This is a genomic window from Limnohabitans sp., assembly GCF_044361645.1.
Lineage (GTDB): Bacteria > Pseudomonadota > Gammaproteobacteria > Burkholderiales > Burkholderiaceae_C > Limnohabitans_A.
This window is the reverse complement of record NZ_JBIKIL010000074.1, coordinates 1-19,655: the sequence shown is the minus strand read 5'-3', so window position 1 is coordinate 19,655 and position 19,655 is coordinate 1. Positions and strand designations below refer to the sequence as shown.

20 protein-coding genes are annotated in these 19,655 nt (G+C 59.9%); 14 read left to right on the top strand and 6 right to left on the bottom strand.

The features are described from left to right. From ACIQ39_RS12395 to ACIQ39_RS12370, 6 genes are all read left to right on the top strand, one after another. A partial coding sequence (locus tag ACIQ39_RS12395) for a formate dehydrogenase subunit alpha (RefSeq protein ID WP_396434913.1) occupies positions 1–2,161 on the top strand: 2,161 nt, incomplete at its 5' end. A gap of 18 nt (positions 2,162–2,179) precedes the next feature. Beyond that, positions 2,180–2,779, top strand: coding sequence for a formate dehydrogenase FDH3 subunit beta (gene fdh3B / locus ACIQ39_RS12390; RefSeq protein ID WP_396434912.1), 600 nt, complete (start codon positions 2,180–2,182; stop codon positions 2,777–2,779). Between the two features lie 2 nt (positions 2,780–2,781). Next, positions 2,782–3,012 carry a hypothetical protein gene (locus ACIQ39_RS12385; RefSeq protein ID WP_396434911.1) on the top strand — a complete coding sequence of 77 codons (231 nt, stop codon included), beginning with the start codon at positions 2,782–2,784 and terminating at the stop codon, positions 3,010–3,012. A 17-nt stretch (positions 3,013–3,029) separates the two neighbouring features. Next, positions 3,030–4,190 (top strand): formate dehydrogenase subunit gamma, encoded by a 1,161-nt coding sequence (locus tag ACIQ39_RS12380; RefSeq protein ID WP_396434910.1) that lies wholly within the window; start codon positions 3,030–3,032, stop codon positions 4,188–4,190. Between the two features lie 15 nt (positions 4,191–4,205). After that, entirely contained in the window at positions 4,206–4,541 is a 336-nt protein-coding gene (locus ACIQ39_RS12375) for a hypothetical protein (RefSeq protein ID WP_396434909.1), read from the top strand. Between the two features lie 74 nt (positions 4,542–4,615). Beyond that, the gene (locus ACIQ39_RS12370; RefSeq protein WP_396434908.1) at positions 4,616–5,497 is read left to right on the top strand and encodes a formate dehydrogenase accessory sulfurtransferase FdhD; all 882 of its coding nucleotides are present in this window, start codon (positions 4,616–4,618) and stop codon (positions 5,495–5,497) included. A gap of 90 nt (positions 5,498–5,587) precedes the next feature. On the opposite strand, the gene ACIQ39_RS12365 is transcribed toward ACIQ39_RS12370, so the two are convergent. Further along, positions 5,588–6,367 carry an enoyl-CoA hydratase gene (locus ACIQ39_RS12365; protein WP_396434907.1) on the bottom strand — a complete coding sequence of 260 codons (780 nt, stop codon included), beginning with the start codon at positions 6,365–6,367 and terminating at the stop codon, positions 5,588–5,590. A 197-nt stretch (positions 6,368–6,564) separates the two neighbouring features. On the opposite strand from ACIQ39_RS12365, the gene ACIQ39_RS12360 reads away from it, so the two are divergent. From ACIQ39_RS12360 to paaK, 3 genes are read left to right on the top strand one after another with little or no spacing between them, the layout of a single operon-like run. After that, the gene (locus tag ACIQ39_RS12360) at positions 6,565–7,365 is read left to right on the top strand and encodes an enoyl-CoA hydratase-related protein (protein WP_396434906.1); all 801 of its coding nucleotides are present in this window, start codon (positions 6,565–6,567) and stop codon (positions 7,363–7,365) included. A gap of 13 nt (positions 7,366–7,378) precedes the next feature. Further along, on the top strand, positions 7,379–7,810 hold the full coding sequence (gene paaI, locus ACIQ39_RS12355) for a hydroxyphenylacetyl-CoA thioesterase PaaI (RefSeq protein WP_396434905.1): 432 nt from the start codon (positions 7,379–7,381) through the stop codon (positions 7,808–7,810). Positions 7,811–7,851: 41 nt separating this feature from the next. Then, positions 7,852–9,153 carry a phenylacetate--CoA ligase PaaK gene (paaK, locus tag ACIQ39_RS12350; protein WP_396434904.1) on the top strand — a complete coding sequence of 434 codons (1,302 nt, stop codon included), beginning with the start codon at positions 7,852–7,854 and terminating at the stop codon, positions 9,151–9,153. A gap of 86 nt (positions 9,154–9,239) precedes the next feature. On the opposite strand, the gene ACIQ39_RS12345 is transcribed toward paaK, so the two are convergent. The 4 genes from ACIQ39_RS12345 to ACIQ39_RS12330 all read right to left on the bottom strand — a co-directional run bounded on the left by ACIQ39_RS12345 (position 9,240) and on the right by ACIQ39_RS12330 (position 13,518). After that, positions 9,240–11,036, bottom strand: coding sequence for a M61 family metallopeptidase (locus ACIQ39_RS12345; protein ID WP_396434903.1), 1,797 nt, complete (start codon positions 11,034–11,036; stop codon positions 9,240–9,242). A gap of 89 nt (positions 11,037–11,125) precedes the next feature. Beyond that, positions 11,126–11,581 (bottom strand): DUF3429 domain-containing protein, encoded by a 456-nt coding sequence (locus ACIQ39_RS12340; protein WP_396434902.1) that lies wholly within the window; start codon positions 11,579–11,581, stop codon positions 11,126–11,128. Beyond that, a complete protein-coding gene (locus ACIQ39_RS12335) occupies positions 11,578–12,294 on the bottom strand; it encodes a DsbC family protein (RefSeq protein ID WP_396434901.1) in 717 nt (238 codons plus the stop codon). Before ACIQ39_RS12335 ends, ACIQ39_RS12340 begins: the two co-directional genes overlap by 4 nt. 54 nt (positions 12,295–12,348) lie before the next feature. After that, the gene (locus tag ACIQ39_RS12330; RefSeq protein WP_396434900.1) at positions 12,349–13,518 is read right to left on the bottom strand and encodes an FAD-dependent monooxygenase; all 1,170 of its coding nucleotides are present in this window, start codon (positions 13,516–13,518) and stop codon (positions 12,349–12,351) included. Positions 13,519–13,739: 221 nt separating this feature from the next. On the opposite strand from ACIQ39_RS12330, the gene ychF reads away from it, so the two are divergent. Both ychF and ACIQ39_RS12320 read left to right on the top strand, forming a co-directional pair. Then, the gene (ychF, locus tag ACIQ39_RS12325; RefSeq protein ID WP_396434899.1) at positions 13,740–14,831 is read left to right on the top strand and encodes a redox-regulated ATPase YchF; all 1,092 of its coding nucleotides are present in this window, start codon (positions 13,740–13,742) and stop codon (positions 14,829–14,831) included. 14 nt (positions 14,832–14,845) lie between these two features. Further along, entirely contained in the window at positions 14,846–15,019 is a 174-nt protein-coding gene (locus ACIQ39_RS12320) for a hypothetical protein (protein ID WP_396434898.1), read from the top strand. Positions 15,020–15,086: 67 nt separating this feature from the next. On the opposite strand, the gene ACIQ39_RS12315 is transcribed toward ACIQ39_RS12320, so the two are convergent. Beyond that, positions 15,087–15,566, bottom strand: a complete 480-nt coding sequence (locus ACIQ39_RS12315; protein WP_396434897.1) for a YqaA family protein — start codon at positions 15,564–15,566, stop codon at positions 15,087–15,089. A gap of 205 nt (positions 15,567–15,771) precedes the next feature. Here ACIQ39_RS12315 and ACIQ39_RS12310 point away from each other — a divergent pair, with 205 nt between their 5' ends. The 3 genes from ACIQ39_RS12310 to ACIQ39_RS12300 form a co-directional block, all read left to right on the top strand. Next, positions 15,772–18,078: a TonB-dependent receptor plug domain-containing protein gene (locus ACIQ39_RS12310; RefSeq protein WP_396434896.1), complete on the top strand. Its 2,307-nt coding sequence runs from the start codon at positions 15,772–15,774 to the stop codon at positions 18,076–18,078. Positions 18,079–18,089: 11 nt separating this feature from the next. Next, complete coding sequence (locus tag ACIQ39_RS12305) at positions 18,090–18,683, top strand: YfiR family protein (RefSeq protein WP_396434895.1); 594 nt, start codon at positions 18,090–18,092, stop codon at positions 18,681–18,683. A gap of 11 nt (positions 18,684–18,694) precedes the next feature. Beyond that, the coding region (locus ACIQ39_RS12300; RefSeq protein ID WP_396434894.1) for a histidine kinase dimerization/phospho-acceptor domain-containing protein at positions 18,695–19,655 on the top strand (961 nt) is incomplete at its 3' end.

Sequence of the window (19,655 nt, the reverse complement as noted above, 5' to 3'; positions counted from 1 at the left end):
CGTGGTCGATCCCCGTTTCACGCGCACCGCTGCCAGAGCCGACGAGTTCGTGCGCATCCGCTCGGGCACCGACATCCCTTTCCTGTTCGGTTTGGTCTATCACATCTTCAAAAACGGCTGGGAAGATAAAAAGTACATCAACGACCGTGTCTACGGCATGGAGGCCGTCAAAGCCGACGTGATGGCCAAGTGGACACCCGACAAGGTCGAAGAGGCTTGCGGCGTCAAAGAAGAACAAGTCTTCAAAATCGCCAAGATGCTGCACGAGAACAACCCGGGCACCATCGTTTGGTGCATGGGCCAAACGCAGCACACCATTGGCAATGCCATGGTGCGTGCCTCTTGCATTTTGCAATTGGTTTTGGGCAATGTGGGCAAATCGGGGGGCGGCACCAATATTTTCCGTGGCCATGACAATGTCCAAGGTGCCACCGATGTCGGTCCTAACCCTGACTCCTTGCCGGGTTACTACGGCTTGGCAGAAGGCTCTTGGAAGCATTTTGCGAGCACTTGGGGCGTGGACTTTGAGTGGATCAAAAAACAATACGCCACGCCCGCCATGATGGGCAAAAGCGGCATCACGGTGTCGCGCTGGATCGATGGCGTTTTGGAAAACAACGAGCTGATCGACCAAGACAGCAACCTGCGCGGTGTGTTCTTTTGGGGCCATGCCCCCAACTCCCAAACCCGTGGTTTGGACATGAAGCGTGCCATGGACAAGCTCGATTTGTTGGTGGTGGTCGACCCTTACCCGTCGGCCACTGCAGCCATGGCGGCGATGCCCGGCAAAGCCGATGAGCTCAACCCCAAGCGCGCGGTTTACTTGCTGCCCGCCGCCACCCAGTTTGAAACCAGTGGTTCTTGCACCGCGTCCAACCGCTCTTTGCAATGGCGTGAAAAAGTCATTGAACCTTTGTGGGAGAGCCGTTCAGACCACATGATCATGCACCAGCTGGCTGAAAAATTAGGCTTTGCCAAAGAGCTGTCCAAAAACTACCAAATGCAAAAAGTCGGTGGCATGGACGAACCCATGCCCGAAGACATCTTGCGCGAAATCAACAAGTGCGTGTGGACCATTGGCTACACCGGCCAAAGCCCTGAGCGCCTGAAGGCCCACATGAAGAACATGCATGTGTTCGATGTGAAAACCTTGAAAGCCAAAGGCGGCAAAGACAAGGAAACCGGTTACGACTTCACCGGTGACTATTTCGGTTTGCCTTGGCCTTGCTATGGCACCCCCGAGCTCAAGCACCCGGGTTCACCCAACCTGTACGACACCTCCAAACACGTCATGGACGGCGGTGGTAACTTCCGTGCCAATTTTGGCGTTGAGCGTGATGGCGTCAGTTTGCTGGCTGAGGACGGTTCTCACTCGGTGGGCGCTGACATCACCACCGGCTATCCTGAGCTCGACCACATTTTGCTGAAAAAATTGGGCTGGTGGGATGAGTTGACTGAGGCTGAAAAAGCCAAAGCCGAAGGCAAGAACTGGAAAACCGATTCGTCGGGCGGCATGATGCGCGTGTTCATGAAGCATGGCTGCCACCCCTTTGGCAATGCCAAAGCACGTGCAGTGGTCTGGAACTTCCCTGATCCCATACCGCAGCACCGTGAGCCTTTGTACGGCACCCGTGCAGACTTGATGGCCAAGTACCCAACCCACGACGACCGCAAGAGCCACTGGCGCTTGCCCACCTTGTACAAGACCGTTCAGGACAAGAACATCGCCGACAAAATGCATGAGAAATTCCCACTCATCATGACCTCTGGCCGTTTGGTCGAATACGAAGGTGGCGGCGAGGAAACCCGCTCCAACCCTTGGCTGGCCGAATTGCAGCAAGAGATGTTCGTTGAGATCAACCCCAAAGCGGCGGCCGACCGCGGCATTCGCAACGGCGAGCGCGCTTGGGTGACATCGCCAACTGGCGCGCGCATCAATGTGCAGGCCATGGTGACCGAGCGCGTGGCACCCGATACGGTGTTTTTGCCTTTCCACTTCTCGGGTCATTGGCAAGGTGCGGACATGCTGGCGCACTACCCGAAAGGGGCCGCGCCCATCGTGCGCGGCGAGGCGGTCAACACCGCCACCACCTATGGTTACGACAGCGTGACCATGATGCAAGAGACCAAATCCACCATCTGCAACATCGAAAAAGCCTAAGCGCTCCAGGAGAACACGATGGCACGAATGAAATTTATTTGCGACGCAGAGCGCTGCATCGAGTGCAACGGCTGCGTCACCGCATGCAAAAACGAGCACGAAGTGCCGTGGGGCGTGAACCGTCGCCGCGTGGTCACTTTGAACGACGGCGTTCCGGGTGAAAAATCCATCTCGGTGGCGTGCATGCACTGCTCGGATGCCCCCTGCATGGCCGTTTGTCCCGTCAACTGTTTTTACAAAACCGAAGAAGGCGTGGTGCTGCACGACAAGGACATCTGCATTGGCTGCGGCTACTGCTCTTATGCCTGTCCGTTTGGCGCACCGCAATTTCCGTCCAGCGGCACTTTTGGCTTGCGTGGCAAGATGGACAAATGCACGTTTTGCGCCGGCGGCCCGGAAGAGCACGGCAGCCAGGCCGAGTTCGACAAATACGGCCGCAACCGTTTGGCCGAAGGCAAGCTGCCTGCGTGCGCCGAAATGTGTTCGACCAAGGCACTGCTCGCGGGCGATGGTGACGTGGTGGCCGACATCCTGCGCGGCCGAGTGGTGCAACGCGGCAAAGGCGCAGAAGTCTGGGGCTGGGGAACTGCGTACGGCAACCAAGCCAAGGGGGCCTGACCATGTTCATCAAAACAGCGCTTGTGTTCAGCAGCATTTGGCTCTTGGCCGCTTGCGGTGAAAGCGATCAAAAAACCTTGGGCGCCATCACCGATCAATCGGTCGTGGCAGGCACCGGCGTCAAGGTGTTCACCGACCCGGGTTGGACGCCTGGTGACCGGGCCAGTTGGGCCAATCACCTCAAAGCGCGTGCCAGCTATGGCCAAAACGACCACGCCCGCTCGCCCCAATAAGCGACAAGGAGAAGTTCATGCGCCGCTTTTTAGTCAGCATGGGGTTGGTATTGGTCAGCTGGGGCCTGAGTGCCCAAACACCGCCAGCAGCCGACACCAGCAACACCGCACTGGGCGTGAAAAGCGCCAACATTTTTCAAATTGGGCCCGATGCCGAGGCCGACCCCAATTACAAAAATCAAACCAATGCCGAGCGCGCGCAAGTGCAGCCGGGCAACAACGCACCCATGTGGCGCGCAGTGGGCCAAGGGGTCACCGGCACCACCAGTTTGCCCAAGAGCCAAGCTCCTGAGGCGGGCAACCTGATTCAGCCCTTTGTGCAATACCCCGGTTCGCGTTGGACTACCGCTGGCGAGGCCTGGCGTCAAGTGCGCAACAACATCGTCATTCCCTACGGTGCGGCTTTGCTGCTCATCGCGCTTGGCGCGATGGCTTTGTTCTATTTCAGCAAAGGCACAATCGAATTGCACGGCCAAGAGACTGGCCGCAAGATCGAGCGCTTCACTGCATTTGAGCGCTCAGCGCACTGGAGCAATGCCATCGCGTTCTGTGTCTTGGCCATCTCGGGCATTGTGATGGCCTATGGCAAATACTTTTTGTTGCCCATTTTGGGCGGCAATTTGTTTGGTTGGTTGAGCTATGCATTGAAAAACGTGCACAACTTTGCAGGGCCCTTGTTCGCAGTCTCTCTGGCGGTGATTTTTTTCACCTTTGTCAAAGACAATATGCCCAGCAAAGACGACATGGTTTGGTTGCTCAAAGGGGGTGGACTGTTTTCAGGCACAGAGGTGCCTTCGCACCGCTTCAATGCAGGTGAAAAGGTGGTCTTCTGGGGCGGTGTGCTTTTCTTGGGGCTGATCGTGGTGGGTTCTGGTTTGGTGCTCAACATGTTGGTGCCCGGGCTGATTTATGAGCGCGCCACCATGCAAATTGCCAACATGCTGCATGGCGTGGCGTCATTGCTCATGATGGCCATGTTCATCGGGCACATCTACATGGGCACCATCGGCATGCGCGGCGCCTACAAAGCCATGCGCCACGGTTATGTGGACGAAACCTGGGCCAAAGAGCACCATGCGTTGTGGTACGACGATGTCAAGTCGGGCAAGATTCCAGTGCAGCGCACTGGTGTTCAAAATGCGGCAACAACAGGCAAAGCCAGCACCGCTGCGGCTTGAAACCGGAGACAACACATGAAAAAAACCCTGCTCGTTTTGTCCGCCTTGGCCATCGCATGGGGCGCATCTGCCAAGCTGCCAGCGCCCTCGGAAGAGGCCAAGGCCAAAGCCGCTGAGGCTGCTGCCAAGGCGGCCCATGGCAACAAAGTGGCCGATTTCCAGTTGTGCAAGTCACGTGAAAAAGTGGCGGCACACTATTTCAAGACCGAAGGCCAGGCCCAGACGGCGCCCGTGGCCACGCCTGCCTGCATTGATCCGGGTGCCTACGCAGCACCGGCCGTGACGGCTGCCCCTGCGCCCGCTGCCCCTGCTGCTGCCCAGCCCAGCCCTGCACCGGCCAAAAAAGGCTGATCCTTTTCCTTTGCACCCCACTGCGAAATCCCCCGTCGGCAACGGCGGGGGATTTTTGACCTTAAGCCCATTCCATGTCTGCCGTTGTGAACGCACCTGTCCCCATCTCTGGCTGGCCCAAGCCGCTCATCACCCAAGCGCGCGCGCCCTTGACGCGCAAGGTCCAAGTTCGCAACGAGTTCGGTGCACAGGCTGAAACATCGATCCCCGCCGAAAGGGCCTTGACGATTTATTTGGACAAAAAAGAGCTGGTGACCTTGATGACTTTGGGCGCTGAGCCTGAGTGGTTGGTGCTGGGTTTCTTGCGCAACCAAAGGCTGATTGACTCGGTGGACCAGTTGGAATCCATCACCGTCGATTGGACCGTGGGGGAGGGCGAGTTGGGCGAACCGGGCGTTGCCGCCGTGAAAACCCGCGCCCACGCCCAAGTCTTGGCGCAGCGCAGCGCAGACCGTGTGGTCACCACCGGTTGCGGGCAAGGCAGCGTATTTGGTGATTTGATGGCCTCCATCGATGACATTGTTTTACCGTCTGCGCAAATCACACAAAGCCAGTTGTATGGGCTGGTGAACGCCATCCGCTTGCAAGAAACCACCTACAAATCGTCAGGCTCGGTGCATGGTTGTGCCCTGTTTCAGGGCGAAAACATGCTCATGTTTGTGGAGGATGTGGGTCGTCACAATGCGGTCGACACCATCGCGGGGTGGATGTGGATGAACGACATGGATGGCCAAGACAAGGTCTTTTACACCACAGGCAGGCTCACCAGTGAGATGGTGATCAAGTCCGCGCAAATGGGCGTGCCCGTCGTGGTCTCGCGCAGCGGCATCACGCAAATGGGCTTGGATTTGGCCGAGCGCTTGGGCTTGTGCACCATTGGCCGCGCCACCCACAAGCGGTTTTTGTGTTACAGCGCCAGTGAGCGCTTGGTTTGGCAGCCTGAGCTGTTGCCTTGAGCCTGCTCAAACCATTGAGCGCACCGGGCCCCTGCAGTCCGAGTTCCTTGGGCTTTGGCGGCCGGTGGCACGCCCAACCCCCCTTGCCTGTTAACCGTGGATGAACTTGGCTGGCCGTTTGTTCAAAAACGCGTCCATGCCCTCTTTTTGGTCGGCCGTGGCAAACAGGCTGTGGAACAGGCGGCGCTCAAACATCACGCCGTCCGAGAGGCCGCTTTCAAAGGCGCGGTTCACGCTCTCCTTGGCCGCCATGGTGGCCAGTTGACCGTAGCCGCAAATCATCAAGGCCGCGCCCAGGGTTTCGTCCATCAACTTGTCCAGCGGCACCACGCGGCTGACCAAGCCGCCGCGCTCGGCCTCGGCCGCGTCCATCATGCGGCCTGTCAGCACCAAGTCCATGGCCTTGGACTTGCCGATGGCGCGGGGCAGGCGCTGGGTGCCGCCTGCGCCGGGGATGATGCCGATTTTGATTTCGGGCTGACCGAACTTGGCGTTGTCGGCGGCGATGATGAAGTCGCACATCATGGCCAACTCGCAGCCGCCGCCCAAGGCAAAGCCGCTCACGGCGGCAATCACGGGTTTGCGGATGCTGCGGATGGTTTCCCAATTGCGGGTGATGAAGTCGTTTTTGTAGACCTCATGGAAATTGAATTGCGCCATGGCCGCGATGTCCGCGCCGGCCGCAAAGGCTTTTTCACTGCCGGTGATGACGATGCAGCCAATCGATGTGTCGGCGTCAAAGGCCTTGAGGGCCAGGCCCAGCTCGTCCATCAGCGCGCCGTTCAGCGCATTCAGGGCTTTGGGGCGGTGCAGGGTGATGATGCCGACTTGGCCGCCTTCGGTGCGGACTTGGATGTTCTCGTAGCTCAAGCGCTTCTCCAAAAAGGGGTTAAATTCTGCGCCCACTATAACCACCGGGGCCGCTTGCGCGCTGTCAAGTCGGGCACGGGACAAGGGCTCAGCGCGGGCCTGCCCATACAGGGGCAAAATTCAACGAGAAATTCAAGCAAAAATTCACCAACCGTGCGGTCGGTGAATGGTACATTTCTGAGCACAGGAGACAAACCATGACCGAAACCCCCCCATCGGTGTTGTACGAGGTGCGAGGCGCTGTGGCGCTGGTCACACTCAACCGCCCGCAAGCCCTCAACAGTTTCACCCGCGCCATGCACCAGGCGCTGTGGGCGGCGCTGGACCAAGCCGAGGCCAACCCGGCTGTGCGCGCCTTGGTGCTGACCGGTGCTGGCCGAGGCTTTTGCGCCGGGCTGGATTTGTCTGAACTGGACTTCACCCCCGGCCCCGACCTGCTGGCGCGTGCCGATCCCGGCCCGGTCATCCAAGACGCGTTCAACCCCAGCACACGCCGATTGCAGTCGCTGCGCATGCCGGTCATTTGCGCTGTGAACGGTGTGGCGGCGGGTGCAGGCGCATCGCTGGCCATGGCCTGCGACATCGCGATTGCCGCGCCCAACGCCAGTTTTGTGCAGGCTTTCAGCAAGATCGGCCTGGTCCCGGATGCGGGCGGCAGCTGGTTGCTGGTCGAGCGCTTGGGCCTGCCCCGCGCCCTGGCGTTGGCCATGACGGGCGACAAACTCATGGCCGACAAAGCCAAAGACTGGGGCCTGATTTGGGACGTGGCCGAGGACTGCGTGGCCGCGGCCTTGGCGCTGGCCGACAAATTGGCCGTGATGCCCACTCAGGCGCTGGTGGCCACGCGCCACCTGCTGCGCGACGCCAGCACCCGATCGCTGGATGCACACCTGAACACCGAGCGCGACACCCAATCGGCCTTGGGCAAAACACATGATTACATCGAAGGCGTGAACGCTTTCCTGCAAAAACGAGCCCCCCAATTCACGGGCCAATGACGCAAAGCAAACCATGAACGACCCCCAATCGCTGGCCCAACGCGTGGGCGACGCCATGTTCGCTGCGGACGTGGCCTCCAAAGACACCATGGGCATGGAGCTGTTGGCCTGCGAGCCCGGCCGCGCCCTGATGCGCATGCGCGTGCAAGCACGGCACCTGAACGGCCACCACATCTGCCACGGCGGTTTCATCTTCACACTGGCCGACTCGACCTTTGCCTTTGCCTGCAACAGCTACAACAAAAACGCGGTGGCGGCGGGCTGCAGCATCGAGTTTTTGAAGCCCGGCAAGCTGGGCGATGTGCTGAGCTGTGAAGGTTTGGAGCAAACGCTGAGCGGCCGCCACGGCATTTACGACATGCAAGTCACCAACCAAAACGGCGAGGTGATCGCCCTGTTCCGTGGCAGAAGCGCGCAAATCCAAGGCACGGTGGTGCCCGAGTGATGGCCGCCTGTCTGCACTGATACCCCCATTCGGAGTCACACATGACGAGACACGCCTTTCCCCTGGAAGCCATTGAAAAAGCCAGCATCGACGAGCTGCGCAGCCTGCAGCTCAAGCGCTTGCAGCAAACACTGCAGCACGCCTATGCCAACTCGCCGGTGTACCGCGCCAAGTTCGACGCGGCCGGTGTGCACCCGAGCGACTGCCAGAGCCTGGCCGACATCGTCAAGTTCCCCTTCACCACCAAGGCCGACCTGCGGGACAGCTACCCCTTTGGCATGTTTGCCGTGCCGCGTGAACAATGCGCCCGCATCCACGCTTCGAGTGGCACCACCGGCAAACCCACCGTGGTGGGCTACACCCTGAAAGACATCGACACCTGGTCCACCGTGGTGGCCCGCAGCATCCGCGCCGGCGGTGCCAAGCCGGGCGACATGGTGCATGTGAGCTATGGCTACGGCCTGTTCACCGGCGGCATGGGCGCGCACTACGGCGCGGAGAAACTGGGCCTCACCGTGGTGCCCTTTGGTGGCGGCCAGACCGAGCGCCAGGTGCAGTTGATCCAAGACTTCAAGCCCCACATCATCATGGTCACGCCCAGCTACATGTTGGCGATTGCCGATGAGTTCGAGCGCCAAGGCATAGACCCCCAAACCACCTCCTTGCGCCTGGGCATTTTTGGGGCCGAGCCTTGGACCAACGACATGCGGGCGGCGATTGAAAAACGCATGCACATGGACGCGGTCGACATTTACGGCCTGTCCGAGGTGATGGGCCCCGGCGTGGCCAGCGAGTGCATCGAGACCAAGGACGGCCCGACCATTTGGGAGGACCATTTTTACCCCGAGATCATCCACCCCGAGACCGGCGAACCCGTGGCCGATGGCGAGATGGGCGAGTTGGTCTTCACCAGCCTGACCAAAGAAGCGCTGCCCATCATCCGCTACCGCACGCGCGACCTGACCCGCTTGCTGCCCGGCACCGCCCGCAGCATGCGCCGCATGGAAAAGATCACCGGCCGCAGCGACGACATGATGATCATCCGGGGCGTGAACGTGTTCCCCAGCCAGATCGAAGAGTTGATCTTCAAGCGCGCCGAGTTGGCCCCGCACTACCAGTGCGTGCTGACGCGCGAGGGACCGATGGACGATTTGAAAGTGTTGATTGAGACCAGACCCGGCGTGGCACCTGACAGCGAGCAGGCGCGTGCGGCAGCCAAGCAGCTGCAGCACGACATCAAGGTCTTCATTGGCACCAGTGTGGCCATTGAGCTCAAAGCCGAGGGCGGTGTGGAGCGCAGCCAGGGCAAGGCCAAACGCGTGCTGGACTTGCGCGGCAAGTGAACCCTGCCCGAAATGGGTGAGGGTGCTGCGTCTTGCAGGTCGGTGCCTTCAGGCCCGACATGGCGCATGAGATGCTTGCCGGTTGTTCAGGCGGCAGGCCACCGATAGCCCGCGCGATCTTTGGGCACGCGCAGCTGCCAGTGGCTCGCTTGCGCAGGCACGTTCAGCGCCAGGCGCAGCAGGCGTTTGTCGCGTGACACCAGGGCCGTCAATTGGCGCTCTTGGCCCAGCAAGGCGCTCAGCTCATCGAGTTTGCCCAGGCGCCAGGCGCCGCCTTGCCCCTTGGACCCCACCTCCAGGCCCAGCCATTCGTCGCCCGCAGCCAGGCCCGCGGCTTCGGCGGCGCTGCCGCGCAGCACCACTTTGACCTGCACACTGCCTGCGGCTTCGCTCACGCGCAAGCCCAAGCGCTGCGCCATGCCCGAAGTCTCGGCCTCCAGCGCGATGCCATGCCCGGTGAGCAGCTCGCGCAGCGGCAGCTCTTGCGTGCTGTGCGCCCAGCGCTGGATCTCGCCCGCCCAGCTGCGGCCGGTCACGGCCTGCAATTCGTCCAGCAAGTCCTGCTCGCGCATGGGCCCGGCCTTGCAGCGCTTCCACAGGCCGCGCATCACGGTGTCAAGCGTGTGGCCTTCGGTTTTGAATTCGCTGCGCAGCGTCAGGTCCAGGCACAGCGCCACCAAAGCCCCCTTGGTGTAGTAACTCACCGTGGCGTTGACGGTGTTTTCGTCTTGGCGGTAGTACTTGACCCAGGCATCAAAGCTGGACTGCGCCACGCTTTGCAGATGCCGGCCAGGCGTTTGTTGCACCTGCAAGAGGGTCTTGCCCAGCAGCTCGATGTACCTGGCATCGTCCAGCAGCCCGGCGCGGCGCAGCAAGATGTCGTCGTAGTAGCTGGTGAAGCCTTCAAAGAACCACAGCAGCTGGGTGTAGTTTTCTTGTGTGTAGTCGTAGCGGGCAAAGGCATCGGGGCGCAGTTGCTTGACGTTCCAGGTGTGAAAGTACTCGTGGCTGATCAGGCCCAAGAGGGTGGTGTAGCCCTCGCTCTGGCGGCGGTTGGCCGACAGGCCGTTGTGGCGCGGCAAATCGTCGCGCTTGTAAATCAACGCGGTGCTGTTGCGGTGCTCCAGCCCGCCATAGCCGTCGTGCACGGCGTTAAGCATGAACAAGTAGTTCTTGTGCGGTGTTTTTTTGCCCGCTGCCTTGCCCGACACCTTGCTCGATCCGTGCCAGAAATGAATCGCCGCCTCGCAGATTTTTTGCGTGTCGGCCAGCAGGCGTGCACCGTCCAACGAGGGCAGCGCGCCGGCCACCACAAAGCGGTGCGGCACGCCGCAGGCGCTGAAGCTGCCACTCCAAAACGTGCCCATTTCCACCGGGCAGTCCACCAGTTCGTCGTAGTTTGTGGCTTGGTACAGGCCAAAGCCTTTTTTGTCGGTTTTAAGCGGCGTCAGACCTGTGGCGGCCTGCCAACTGGCTTGGTTTTTCACGGCTTGCAGTTGCAGCTGGTGCGGCTTTTCTTCTTGCCCGTGCACCCGCAGGCACACACTCGTGCCATTGAAGAAGCCGCGCTGGCTGTCCAGCCAAGCGGTGCGCACCGAGTTGTCAAAAGCATAGACCTCGTAGCTCAGCACCAAGGGCTGTCCGCGCTTGCAAGCGATGGTCCAGCTGCACTTGTCTTGCTGCTGTGTGGGCAAACTGCGCCGGCCTTGCTTGGCGCTCAGGTTTTGCAGGTTTTTGGAAAACTCGCGCACCAGATAGCTGCCCGGAATCCACACCGGCAACGACACGGTTTGCTGCGCTGCTGGTTCAGTGATGGTGAGCGTCACCCGAAACAGATGGGCATGCAGATCGGCGGCTTCAACGGTGTAGTGGATGGCGGTCATGGGTCAAGGCTGGGTTGGATGGGCTGGATGGATGGGCTGGGTTTTTTGGGCCCGGGCGCCTGCAAAAACCGCGTCTTGGCTGCTGCTGCTCAGGTCGCACCTGCCGCCAAAAAGCAGCTCAGGCTGGCCACGGTGGTCAGCTGCCAGCGCATGGGCAGCCAGGGGGCCAGGCCAGCGGCCGGCCAGGTGCGGCGGTCCACCCCATAGCAGCCGATCAGCACAAAGCCCAGCAGGGGCAAACCGGCAAAGGCGGGCATCATCACCCCCACCCAGGCCAGCAAAGATGGCACCACGCCCCAGGTGAAATGGATGCGCGGTGCGTTCGGTGCGATCAAGGCGTTGCGAAAGCCCACGCCCCAATGGATGCCGCCCAAGAACGACACGATCACCGCGCCGTAAGCTTGCATGGACAAAGCCACATAGGGGTGCAGCTCTGGGCCCACCAACCACAGGCACAGCGTCAAAAAAACAAAGGGGATCAAGCCTGCGTAGCCCAAAAGGCGGATCAGCCGCCATGTGGGGTCTGGTGTTGGCATGGGCATCATTTGATGTCGGCGAGCAGCTTCTCAACTTGGGCCATGGGCACAGCACCGGGCACGCGTGTGCCATCTGCAAACAACAGCATGGGGGTGCCGGTGATGCGGTGTTTCTGACCAAAGGCCACGATGGTGTCGATGGCCGAGGCGTCGCAGTTGGCTGTCGGTGGCGTGGTGCCGTTGATCATCCAGTCGTTCCAGACTTTGGCTTTGTCTTTGGCGCACCAGACATGCTTGGACTTGTTTTTGGAGTCCTCACCCAACACGGGGTAAAGGAAGTGGTAAATCGTCACGTTGTCGAGTTTTTGCAGGTCTTTTTCAAAGCGCTTGCAGTAGCCGCAGTTGGGGTCTGCAAACACGGCCAATTTGCGTTTGCCATCGCCGCGCACTTGGGTGAAGGCGGTTTTAAGAGGCAATTGGTCAAATGCAATGGCCGAGAGTTTGTCCAGGCGCTCTTCGGTCAGGTTGCGCTTTTTTTGCACGTCAATGAGCGCGCCCTGAATCAGAAAGTTGCCCGACGCATCGCTGTACATCACGTCATTGCCCATGCGGATCTCAAACAAGCCGTTCATCGGGGTTTTGCTCACCTCGTCAATCTTGGGCAAGTTGGGCAGGCGCTCACTCAGGTTTTTGCGGATGGCCGCTTCTTGGGCCATCGCGTTGCCCAGCGAGAAGGCGCTGATGGCCAGCAACAGGGCCAGTTTGGCGAAAGAGAACTTCATGGACAGGCTTTCGGATTTGAGAGGAAATTGTCAACCAGGCAGGGCGGTTGGGCCTTATGGGGTGCCCGGGCCGCCAGCGCCCATGGCGCGTTGCGTCACCCAGTGCTTCAAAGGCCCACTGTGGTCAAAGCCGCGCAGGCCCCAATTGCGCAGGTTTTGCCAGACCGGGCCGGGCTGGGCAAACAGGCGCTGCAAACTGTCAGTGACCCAGCCCATGGCCTGCACATCGGCTTGGCGTGCGCGCTCGTAGCGGCGCAGCAGTTTTTGATCGTGCAAGGGCCGCCAAAATTCTTTGGCACAGATCACCTGGACCAACTCGGCCACATCGGCCAAGCCCACATTCAGACCTTGACCTGCCAGCGGGTGAATGCTGTGCGCCGCATCGCCTGCCAAGGCAAAAGACTGTTTGGACGCGCCTGGCATGGCGCCGATCCAAGTTTGAGCCCGTGCCAATTGCAGTGGCCACACGGCACGGTCGGCAGACAATTGCATGCTGCCCAAGGCCGCCGCGCAGGCCAGGCTCAGTGCGCCAGCAAAGACTGGGGCTGGCATGGCCATCAGCGCCTGCGCCCGCAAAGGATGCACAGACCAAACCAGAGCCACCTCGCGGCCGCCCTCGCCGCCCATGGGCAGCAAGGCCAAAACCTCGGCCTTTGCGCCGTGCGTCTGTGCCGCTGGGCCAAAGCCAAACCATTGGCGCGCCACGCCTTGGTGGGGGTGCTCGCACAGCAGTCGGGTGGCGATGGCGTGCTGCTCGTAATGTTGGATGTCAAAGCCCACGCCCAGCTCGGCGCGCGTCTGGCTGGCGCGGCCTTCGCACACCACGGTCAAAGGCGCAGCGACCGGGGCTTGAAGCACCTGAATCTGCGGTTGAAACTGCACCGCTTGGGCCAGGCGCTCTTGCAGCACCGATACGTCCACCATCCAGTTGAGCTGATCGACCCCTTGTTCACTGGCCCCAAAGCTGAGCTGGCCGCCGTGGTCGCCCCAAATTTGCATGCGCTGAACAGGCGTGACGGCCGCACTGTCGGGCCAGCAGCGCAAGGAGCGCAGCAATTGCATGCCCGCTCGGTTGATCGAATAAGCGCGCACATCGGGGGTGTTTGAGGGCCAAGCCGGTGAATCGACCAAGGCCACGTTGAGCCGCTCACGCGCCAACAACAAGGCCAAGCTGCGGCCCACGATGCCAGCGCCACGGATGCAAATGTCAGGGGGAGAAGCCATGCGCGCATTGTAAGGAGGCGGCACACCGTCAGGGGCAGCCGGGGACTTTGAGTGCCGGGCAGGGCGAGGTTGGGGGCTAAGTTGGCTTGATTGCCCCCAGCGGGTGACTGGGGTGACAAAAACAGTCCCAGCAGCGCATGGCAGCAGCTGGCAGTCGCCGCTGGCTCTTGGGTGGAGCCGCTAAAATCGCGCGTTGTTTCCAGAATCACCGAAAGCCCTTCATGAGCCTCCAATGCGGCATCGTGGGTTTGCCCAATGTGGGCAAATCCACCCTTTTCAACGCCCTGACCAAAGCGGGCATCGCGGCTGAAAACTACCCCTTTTGCACCATAGAACCCAACACTGGCGTGGTCGAGGTGCCCGACCTGCGTTTGCAACAGTTGGCTCAAATCGTCGCGCCCGAGCGCATCGTGCCCGCCATCGTCGAGTTTGTGGACATCGCCGGTCTGGTGGCCGGGGCCAGCACCGGCGAGGGCTTGGGCAACAAGTTTTTGGCCCACATCCGCGAGACCGATGCCATCGTCAACGTGGTGCGCTGCTTTGAAGACGACAACGTCATCCACGTGGCCAACAAGGTGGACCCGATTGCCGACATCGAGGTGATTCAGACCGAGCTGTGCCTGGCCGATTTGGCGGCGGTCGAAAAAGCCCTTCACCGCGTGAGCAAAATCGCTCGGTCTGGCGACAAAGAGGCCGTCAAGCAAATGGCCGTGCTGGAAAAGTGCCAGCTGGCCCTGAACGACACCCAGCCAGTGCGCACCATCGACTTCAGCAAAGAAGAGCGCGCCCAGTTGCAGCAGTTTTTCTTGATCACGGCCAAGCCCGCCATGTTTGTGGCCAACGTGGCGGAGGACGGTTTTGAAAACAACCCCTTTTTGGACCGGCTCAAGGCCTTCGCTGCCAAGCAAAACGCGCCCGTGGTGGCCATTTGCGCCAAGATCGAGGCCGAGCTGTCCGAGATGGACGATGCCGACCGTTTGGAGTTTTTGCAGGAGCTGGGCCAGACTGAGCCCGGCCTGAACCGCCTGATCCGCGCGGCCTACACGCTGCTGGGCTTGCAAACCTACTTCACGGCGGGCGTGAAAGAGGTGCGCGCCTGGACCATCCACGTGGGCGACACTGGCCCGCAAGCCGCTGGCGTGATCCACACCGACTTTGAAAAAGGCTACATCCGCGCCCAAACCATCGGTTTTGATGACTTCATGGCCTTCAAGGGCGAACAAGGTGCCAAAGACGCGGGCAAGATGCGCGCCGAGGGCAAAGATTACGTTGTCAAAGACGGCGATGTGATGAATTTCTTGTTCAGCAGCTGATCGGCCCGTGCCCCATGAAAAAACCGCTCCTTGAGAGCGGTTTTTTCATGGGGTATGGGCAACAGGACCTGCGGGTGCATCAGGCCGTGCGCATGCTGAGCCTTTTGCGGGCTGTTCATGCCCTGGTGCCACAAGCCCAATGCCCCGTTCCGCGGGTTATTTGGCAGATTGACAGATTGACAGATTGACAGATTGACAGATTGGCAGATTGGCAGATTGGCAGATTGGCAGATTGGCAGATTCATCAGTGGCAGCTCACAGCCAATTGGCCGGGAAAAACCACAACAAACCTGCTGTCATGATCAGGTAGCGAAAAAATTTGCCGATCGCCATGTACAAAACGCAAGGCCAAAATGGCATTTGAAGCCAACCCGCCACCGCGCACAAAGGGTCACCCACCACGGGCAACCAACTGAGCAAACACGCCTTGGGCCCTAGTTTTTGCAGCCAAGCCAAAGCGCGGCTGTGGGTGCTGGAGTCACGCCATCTGTCCACCGCATGGTGGGCACCCCAGCCCATCCACCAGCTCACCATGCCGCCCAGCGTGTTGCCCGCTGTGGCCACGGCAATCGCGGCCCAAAACAAATCTGGGTTGAGCTTGACCAAGCCAAAGACCGCGGGTTCGGAGCCCATGGGCAACAAGGTGGCCGAGACAAAAGACACCACAAACACCGTGCTCAAGCCAAATTGAGGCAAAGCCAGCCAGTGCAAGACGTCGTTGAGCCACATTTCCATGCAGTCAGTTTAGCGGGTGCCCTGTTCTGGCTTGTGCCAGCCCAAGACAGGCCCGCCTTGTGCACGATTCACAGTCATTTTTTGATTGAATTTGTTAAAAACAATGATTTATCGATTTGAAATATTTCTTTGGACCTTAAAAGAGAAAAAATGTAGAATCTAATAATTGAATTCCATGGCAAGCAAGGAACGAGGGAGCCCAGCCTTGAAAAAAACCACGAACAGACCGCCGAGTTTGATGCGGTGGCCGCTGATGGCATTGGCGGTCCAAGTTGTCTGCGCAGCCGCTGCAACCACCGCTGCAGCGGCATCAGCCCCCGGCCTCGCGCCCCAAGACCAGACTGGCAGCGCCCCCGCTTTGGCCACGGCCGAAGAGTTTTTGGAAATGTCGCTGGAGCAGTTGGTGGACTACCGAATCATGTCCATGTCGCGCAAAGCGCAGCGCGTGGCCGACATGGCCGCCGCCGCCTATGTGATCTCCTCTGAAGAGATCCGCCGTTCGGGCGCGCAGTCGATCCCGGAGGCCCTGCGCTTGGTGCCGGGTCTGAATGTGGCGCAAATCTCGGGTGACCGCTGGGCCGTCAGTTCGCGGGGTTTCAACGAGCGCTTGTCCAACAAACTGCTGATTCAGGTCGATGGCCGCAGCATCTATTCACCGATTTTCTCGGGCGTGTTGTGGGAGTCCCAAGACACCGCCATGGAGGACATCGAGCGCATTGAGGTCATTCGCGGGCCCGGGGCAGCGCTGTGGGGCACCAATGCCATGAACGGCGTGATCAACATCGTCACCCGTTCAGCAGCGGCCAGCCAAGGCGGTGCCCTGAGCCTGACCGCGACCACGGGAGGCGGTGCCTCAGCATCCCTTAGCCATGGCGGACGATTAGCGCAAGGCGGTTACTTCAAAGTTTTTGGCAAAAGCAACAGCGTGGGCGGTGTGCCCGCTCGGGCCGCCGGAAAAGAAAGTTCAGATACCGCATGGCAACACCGTCTGGGCATCAAGCTAGAGCCCCAGCTTGATCAGGGACTGCTCAGTTTCAAAGCCGAGGTCTACCAAAGCCGCTCGAACGACGTGTGGGGCTTTCCGTCCTTGCCAGCCTTCAGTGACCGACCGTTTCCAAGCAACGCGCAGCCATCTTTCGCCCGGGATGCCAAGTTGCAACAAAAAGGCGAGGGTGCGGCTGTGCAGGCGCGTTACAGCTGGCAAAGCGAGCAAGGTTTGGACAATGCCTTGCAGGTCTCTATGGACCAAGAGACAAGCAGCCACACGGGTTTGTGGGGCACGGGCACGGGCGCTGGCATGCCGGTGGGCGAGGCACCGAGTTTGCAAACAGCGCAAGGCGCTAAGACCGAAATCGATTTGGACTTTCAACAGCGCCGCCGCGGTGCGGTGCACGACCTCATCTGGGGCTTGAACCTGCGCCACATCACCGACGATTTGTCGATGCCGGCACCGCCTTATGTGTTGACCGAGGGCAAAACCAGCCGCGTGAACTACAGCGCCTTCATTCACGACGAAATCAACCTGGTGCCCGACCGTTTCAAATTGATTTTGGGCTCCAAGTTTGAAAAAGATGGCCTCACGGGCCACAACGTTCAGCCCAATGTGCGGGCGCTTTACACACCCAGCGCCAACGAGGCGTTTTGGGGGGCTTTGTCACACAGCGCGCGTTCGCTGCGCCGTTTTGAGAGCTTTGGGCGGGTGGACGCGGTGGCGCAAGACGCGATTGCGCTTGACCCCAATCTGGCATTGTTGGGCCTACCGCCCAACTTCGTCACCGTCGTGACGCAGGTGGCACCTTTGGCCAATGCGCGTCCTGTGGCTGAAAAGGCACTGAGCTTGGAGGCGGGTTGGCGCAAGCAATTCTCCAATTTCTTGAGCATTGACACGGCGGTGTTTGTGACCGACTACAGCCGTTTGCGGGGTGCCCGTCTGGCGGGCAACTCGGACGCTGTCATGTCGTCCATCGGGCCATTGATGCAGTGCATTGGCAACCCACAAAATCTGCCGGGCAGCTGCTACACCACCATCAACGCTTACAACAGCAACCAAGACACAGCACGCTCTTACGGCGGTGAATGGTCGCTGGAGTGGCACCCCAAACCTTGGTGGACATTGCAAACCTCCTACAGCCACTTGAGGGTCAAGGGGGGGCGTTCGGGTGATATTTTGGGCGACATCTTGGTCAATGTGTTTGACAACGCTTCGCCACGCCACCAGTTTTCCTTGGTCAACCACTTCAGTTTGCGCAGCGATTTGAACCTGAATGTGCGTTTGCGTTACAACTCGGAAACCCGCCATTTGGAGGAAATCAGCGACAAAATGACCCGCTTGGCACCCTACACCGGGCTGGACATGCGGCTGGCCTGGAAGGCGGGGCGACAAACCGAGCTGTCCTTGCTGGGACGCAATTTGCTCAAGGATAGACACACCGAGTTCATCAGCAGCTTTCCTGTGTCTCGGGCCTACGACGTGCAACGCAGCGTGACGCTGCAGTTGGTCACCCGGTTTTGAAGGACATGAACATGAACATGTCTTTTCAATCCCTCATCACTGGCCCCAAAGCTCTGGGCCTGCGGGTGATCCGCTGTGTGACTCGCCCCCTCGTGTCGTGCTTGGCCACGGCCTTGGGCTTGGGCCTGGCCCTGCCTGTTGCCGCCCAAGGTACGGGCCCCACGCTGGACCGCATCAAAGCGGCTTACGTGTACAACTTCGCCAAATTTGTCGAATTGCCCGGTGCCGAAGAAATGCCCATCCGCTTGTGTGTGGTCGGTAAAGACGACCCGAACGACCGCATGTTCAGCCTGAACCGACGCATCGCTCAAAAGCGCGAAATTTTGGTGCGCAAAGATGTGGCCATGGACCAACTCAAAGACTGCGGCATGGTGTTCGTGGGCGCAGCCGACAACCGTTTGTTGCCCCAAGTGGTCAAGCAATTGGGCAATGCCCCGGTCTTGGTGATCAGCGACGACCGGCAAGCGATTGACCAAGGTGCGCACCTGGGCTTGTTGCACAACGATGACCGGGTCGAGTTCGAGGTCAATCTGCTGAACTTGCAAAGGTCCAATTTGCGCGCCAGCAGCCAAATGCTCAAGTTGGCCCGCACCGTGGTGCGCTAGAAAGATTGCCGATGCTGCCTTTTTTTGACCGGCAAAAACAAGAGCTGCTGCGCGCACCCCTGCGGGAAAAGCTGAACCAAATTTTGGCCTTGGGCGTTTGGTGCGTGCTGTTGTTGTTTTTCTTGGTGACCACTTTGTGGCAGGCCTCTCAAACGCTGTACGCCACCCAAGCCGAGGCCGAAAGCCTGGCCGAATTGGCGGCTGAGAGCAGCGCTGCTGCGGTCAGTTTTGACGACCGCCCGGGGGCCCAAAAGCAACTGGAATTTTTCCGCCACATTCAGAAAGTGGAAACGGTGGACATTTACACCGGTGCCCCAGGCGCGCCTGTTTTTGCCCACTACCCCATGCGCACAGATGGGGTGAAAGACCCTGCGCCGCCAGCTGCTATGGTGCTGGGCCAGCAAAAGTCTCAGCTCAGTTGGAACCGTTATGCGATCGGTGCGCCCATCGTGCTCGAAGGCGAAAAAATCGGCTATGTGGTGGTGCAAACCCGGCTGGATTCGTTTTGGTGGGGCATTGTGGTCAATTTGCTGGTGGCCGGGCTGGCCATGTGGTTGGCCTACGCCTTGGTGCGCCAGTTCATGGGGCAGTTGATCGCGGTCATCACCCACCCCTTGCTGGATTTGGCCGAGGTGATGCGCCGCATCACCTCGGTGCACGATTACAGCCAGCGCGCCCAACTCTCCAGCCAAGACGAAATTGGCGGATTGGTCACAGGATTCAACAGCATGCTCGACCAGATCGAGCAAAAAGACAAAGCCTTGGGTCAATACAGCCAGCAACTGGAGTCAGAGGTGCAAGCCCGCACGGCCGAGCTGTTGTTGGCCAAAGAGCATGCCGATGCAGCCAACCAAGCCAAAAGCCAGTTTTTGGCCAACATGAGCCACGAGATCCGCACACCGCTCAATGGGCTGATTGGGGTCTCCGAGTTGCTTGGCACCACCGAGCCGACCGAACAGCAGAAAAAACTCA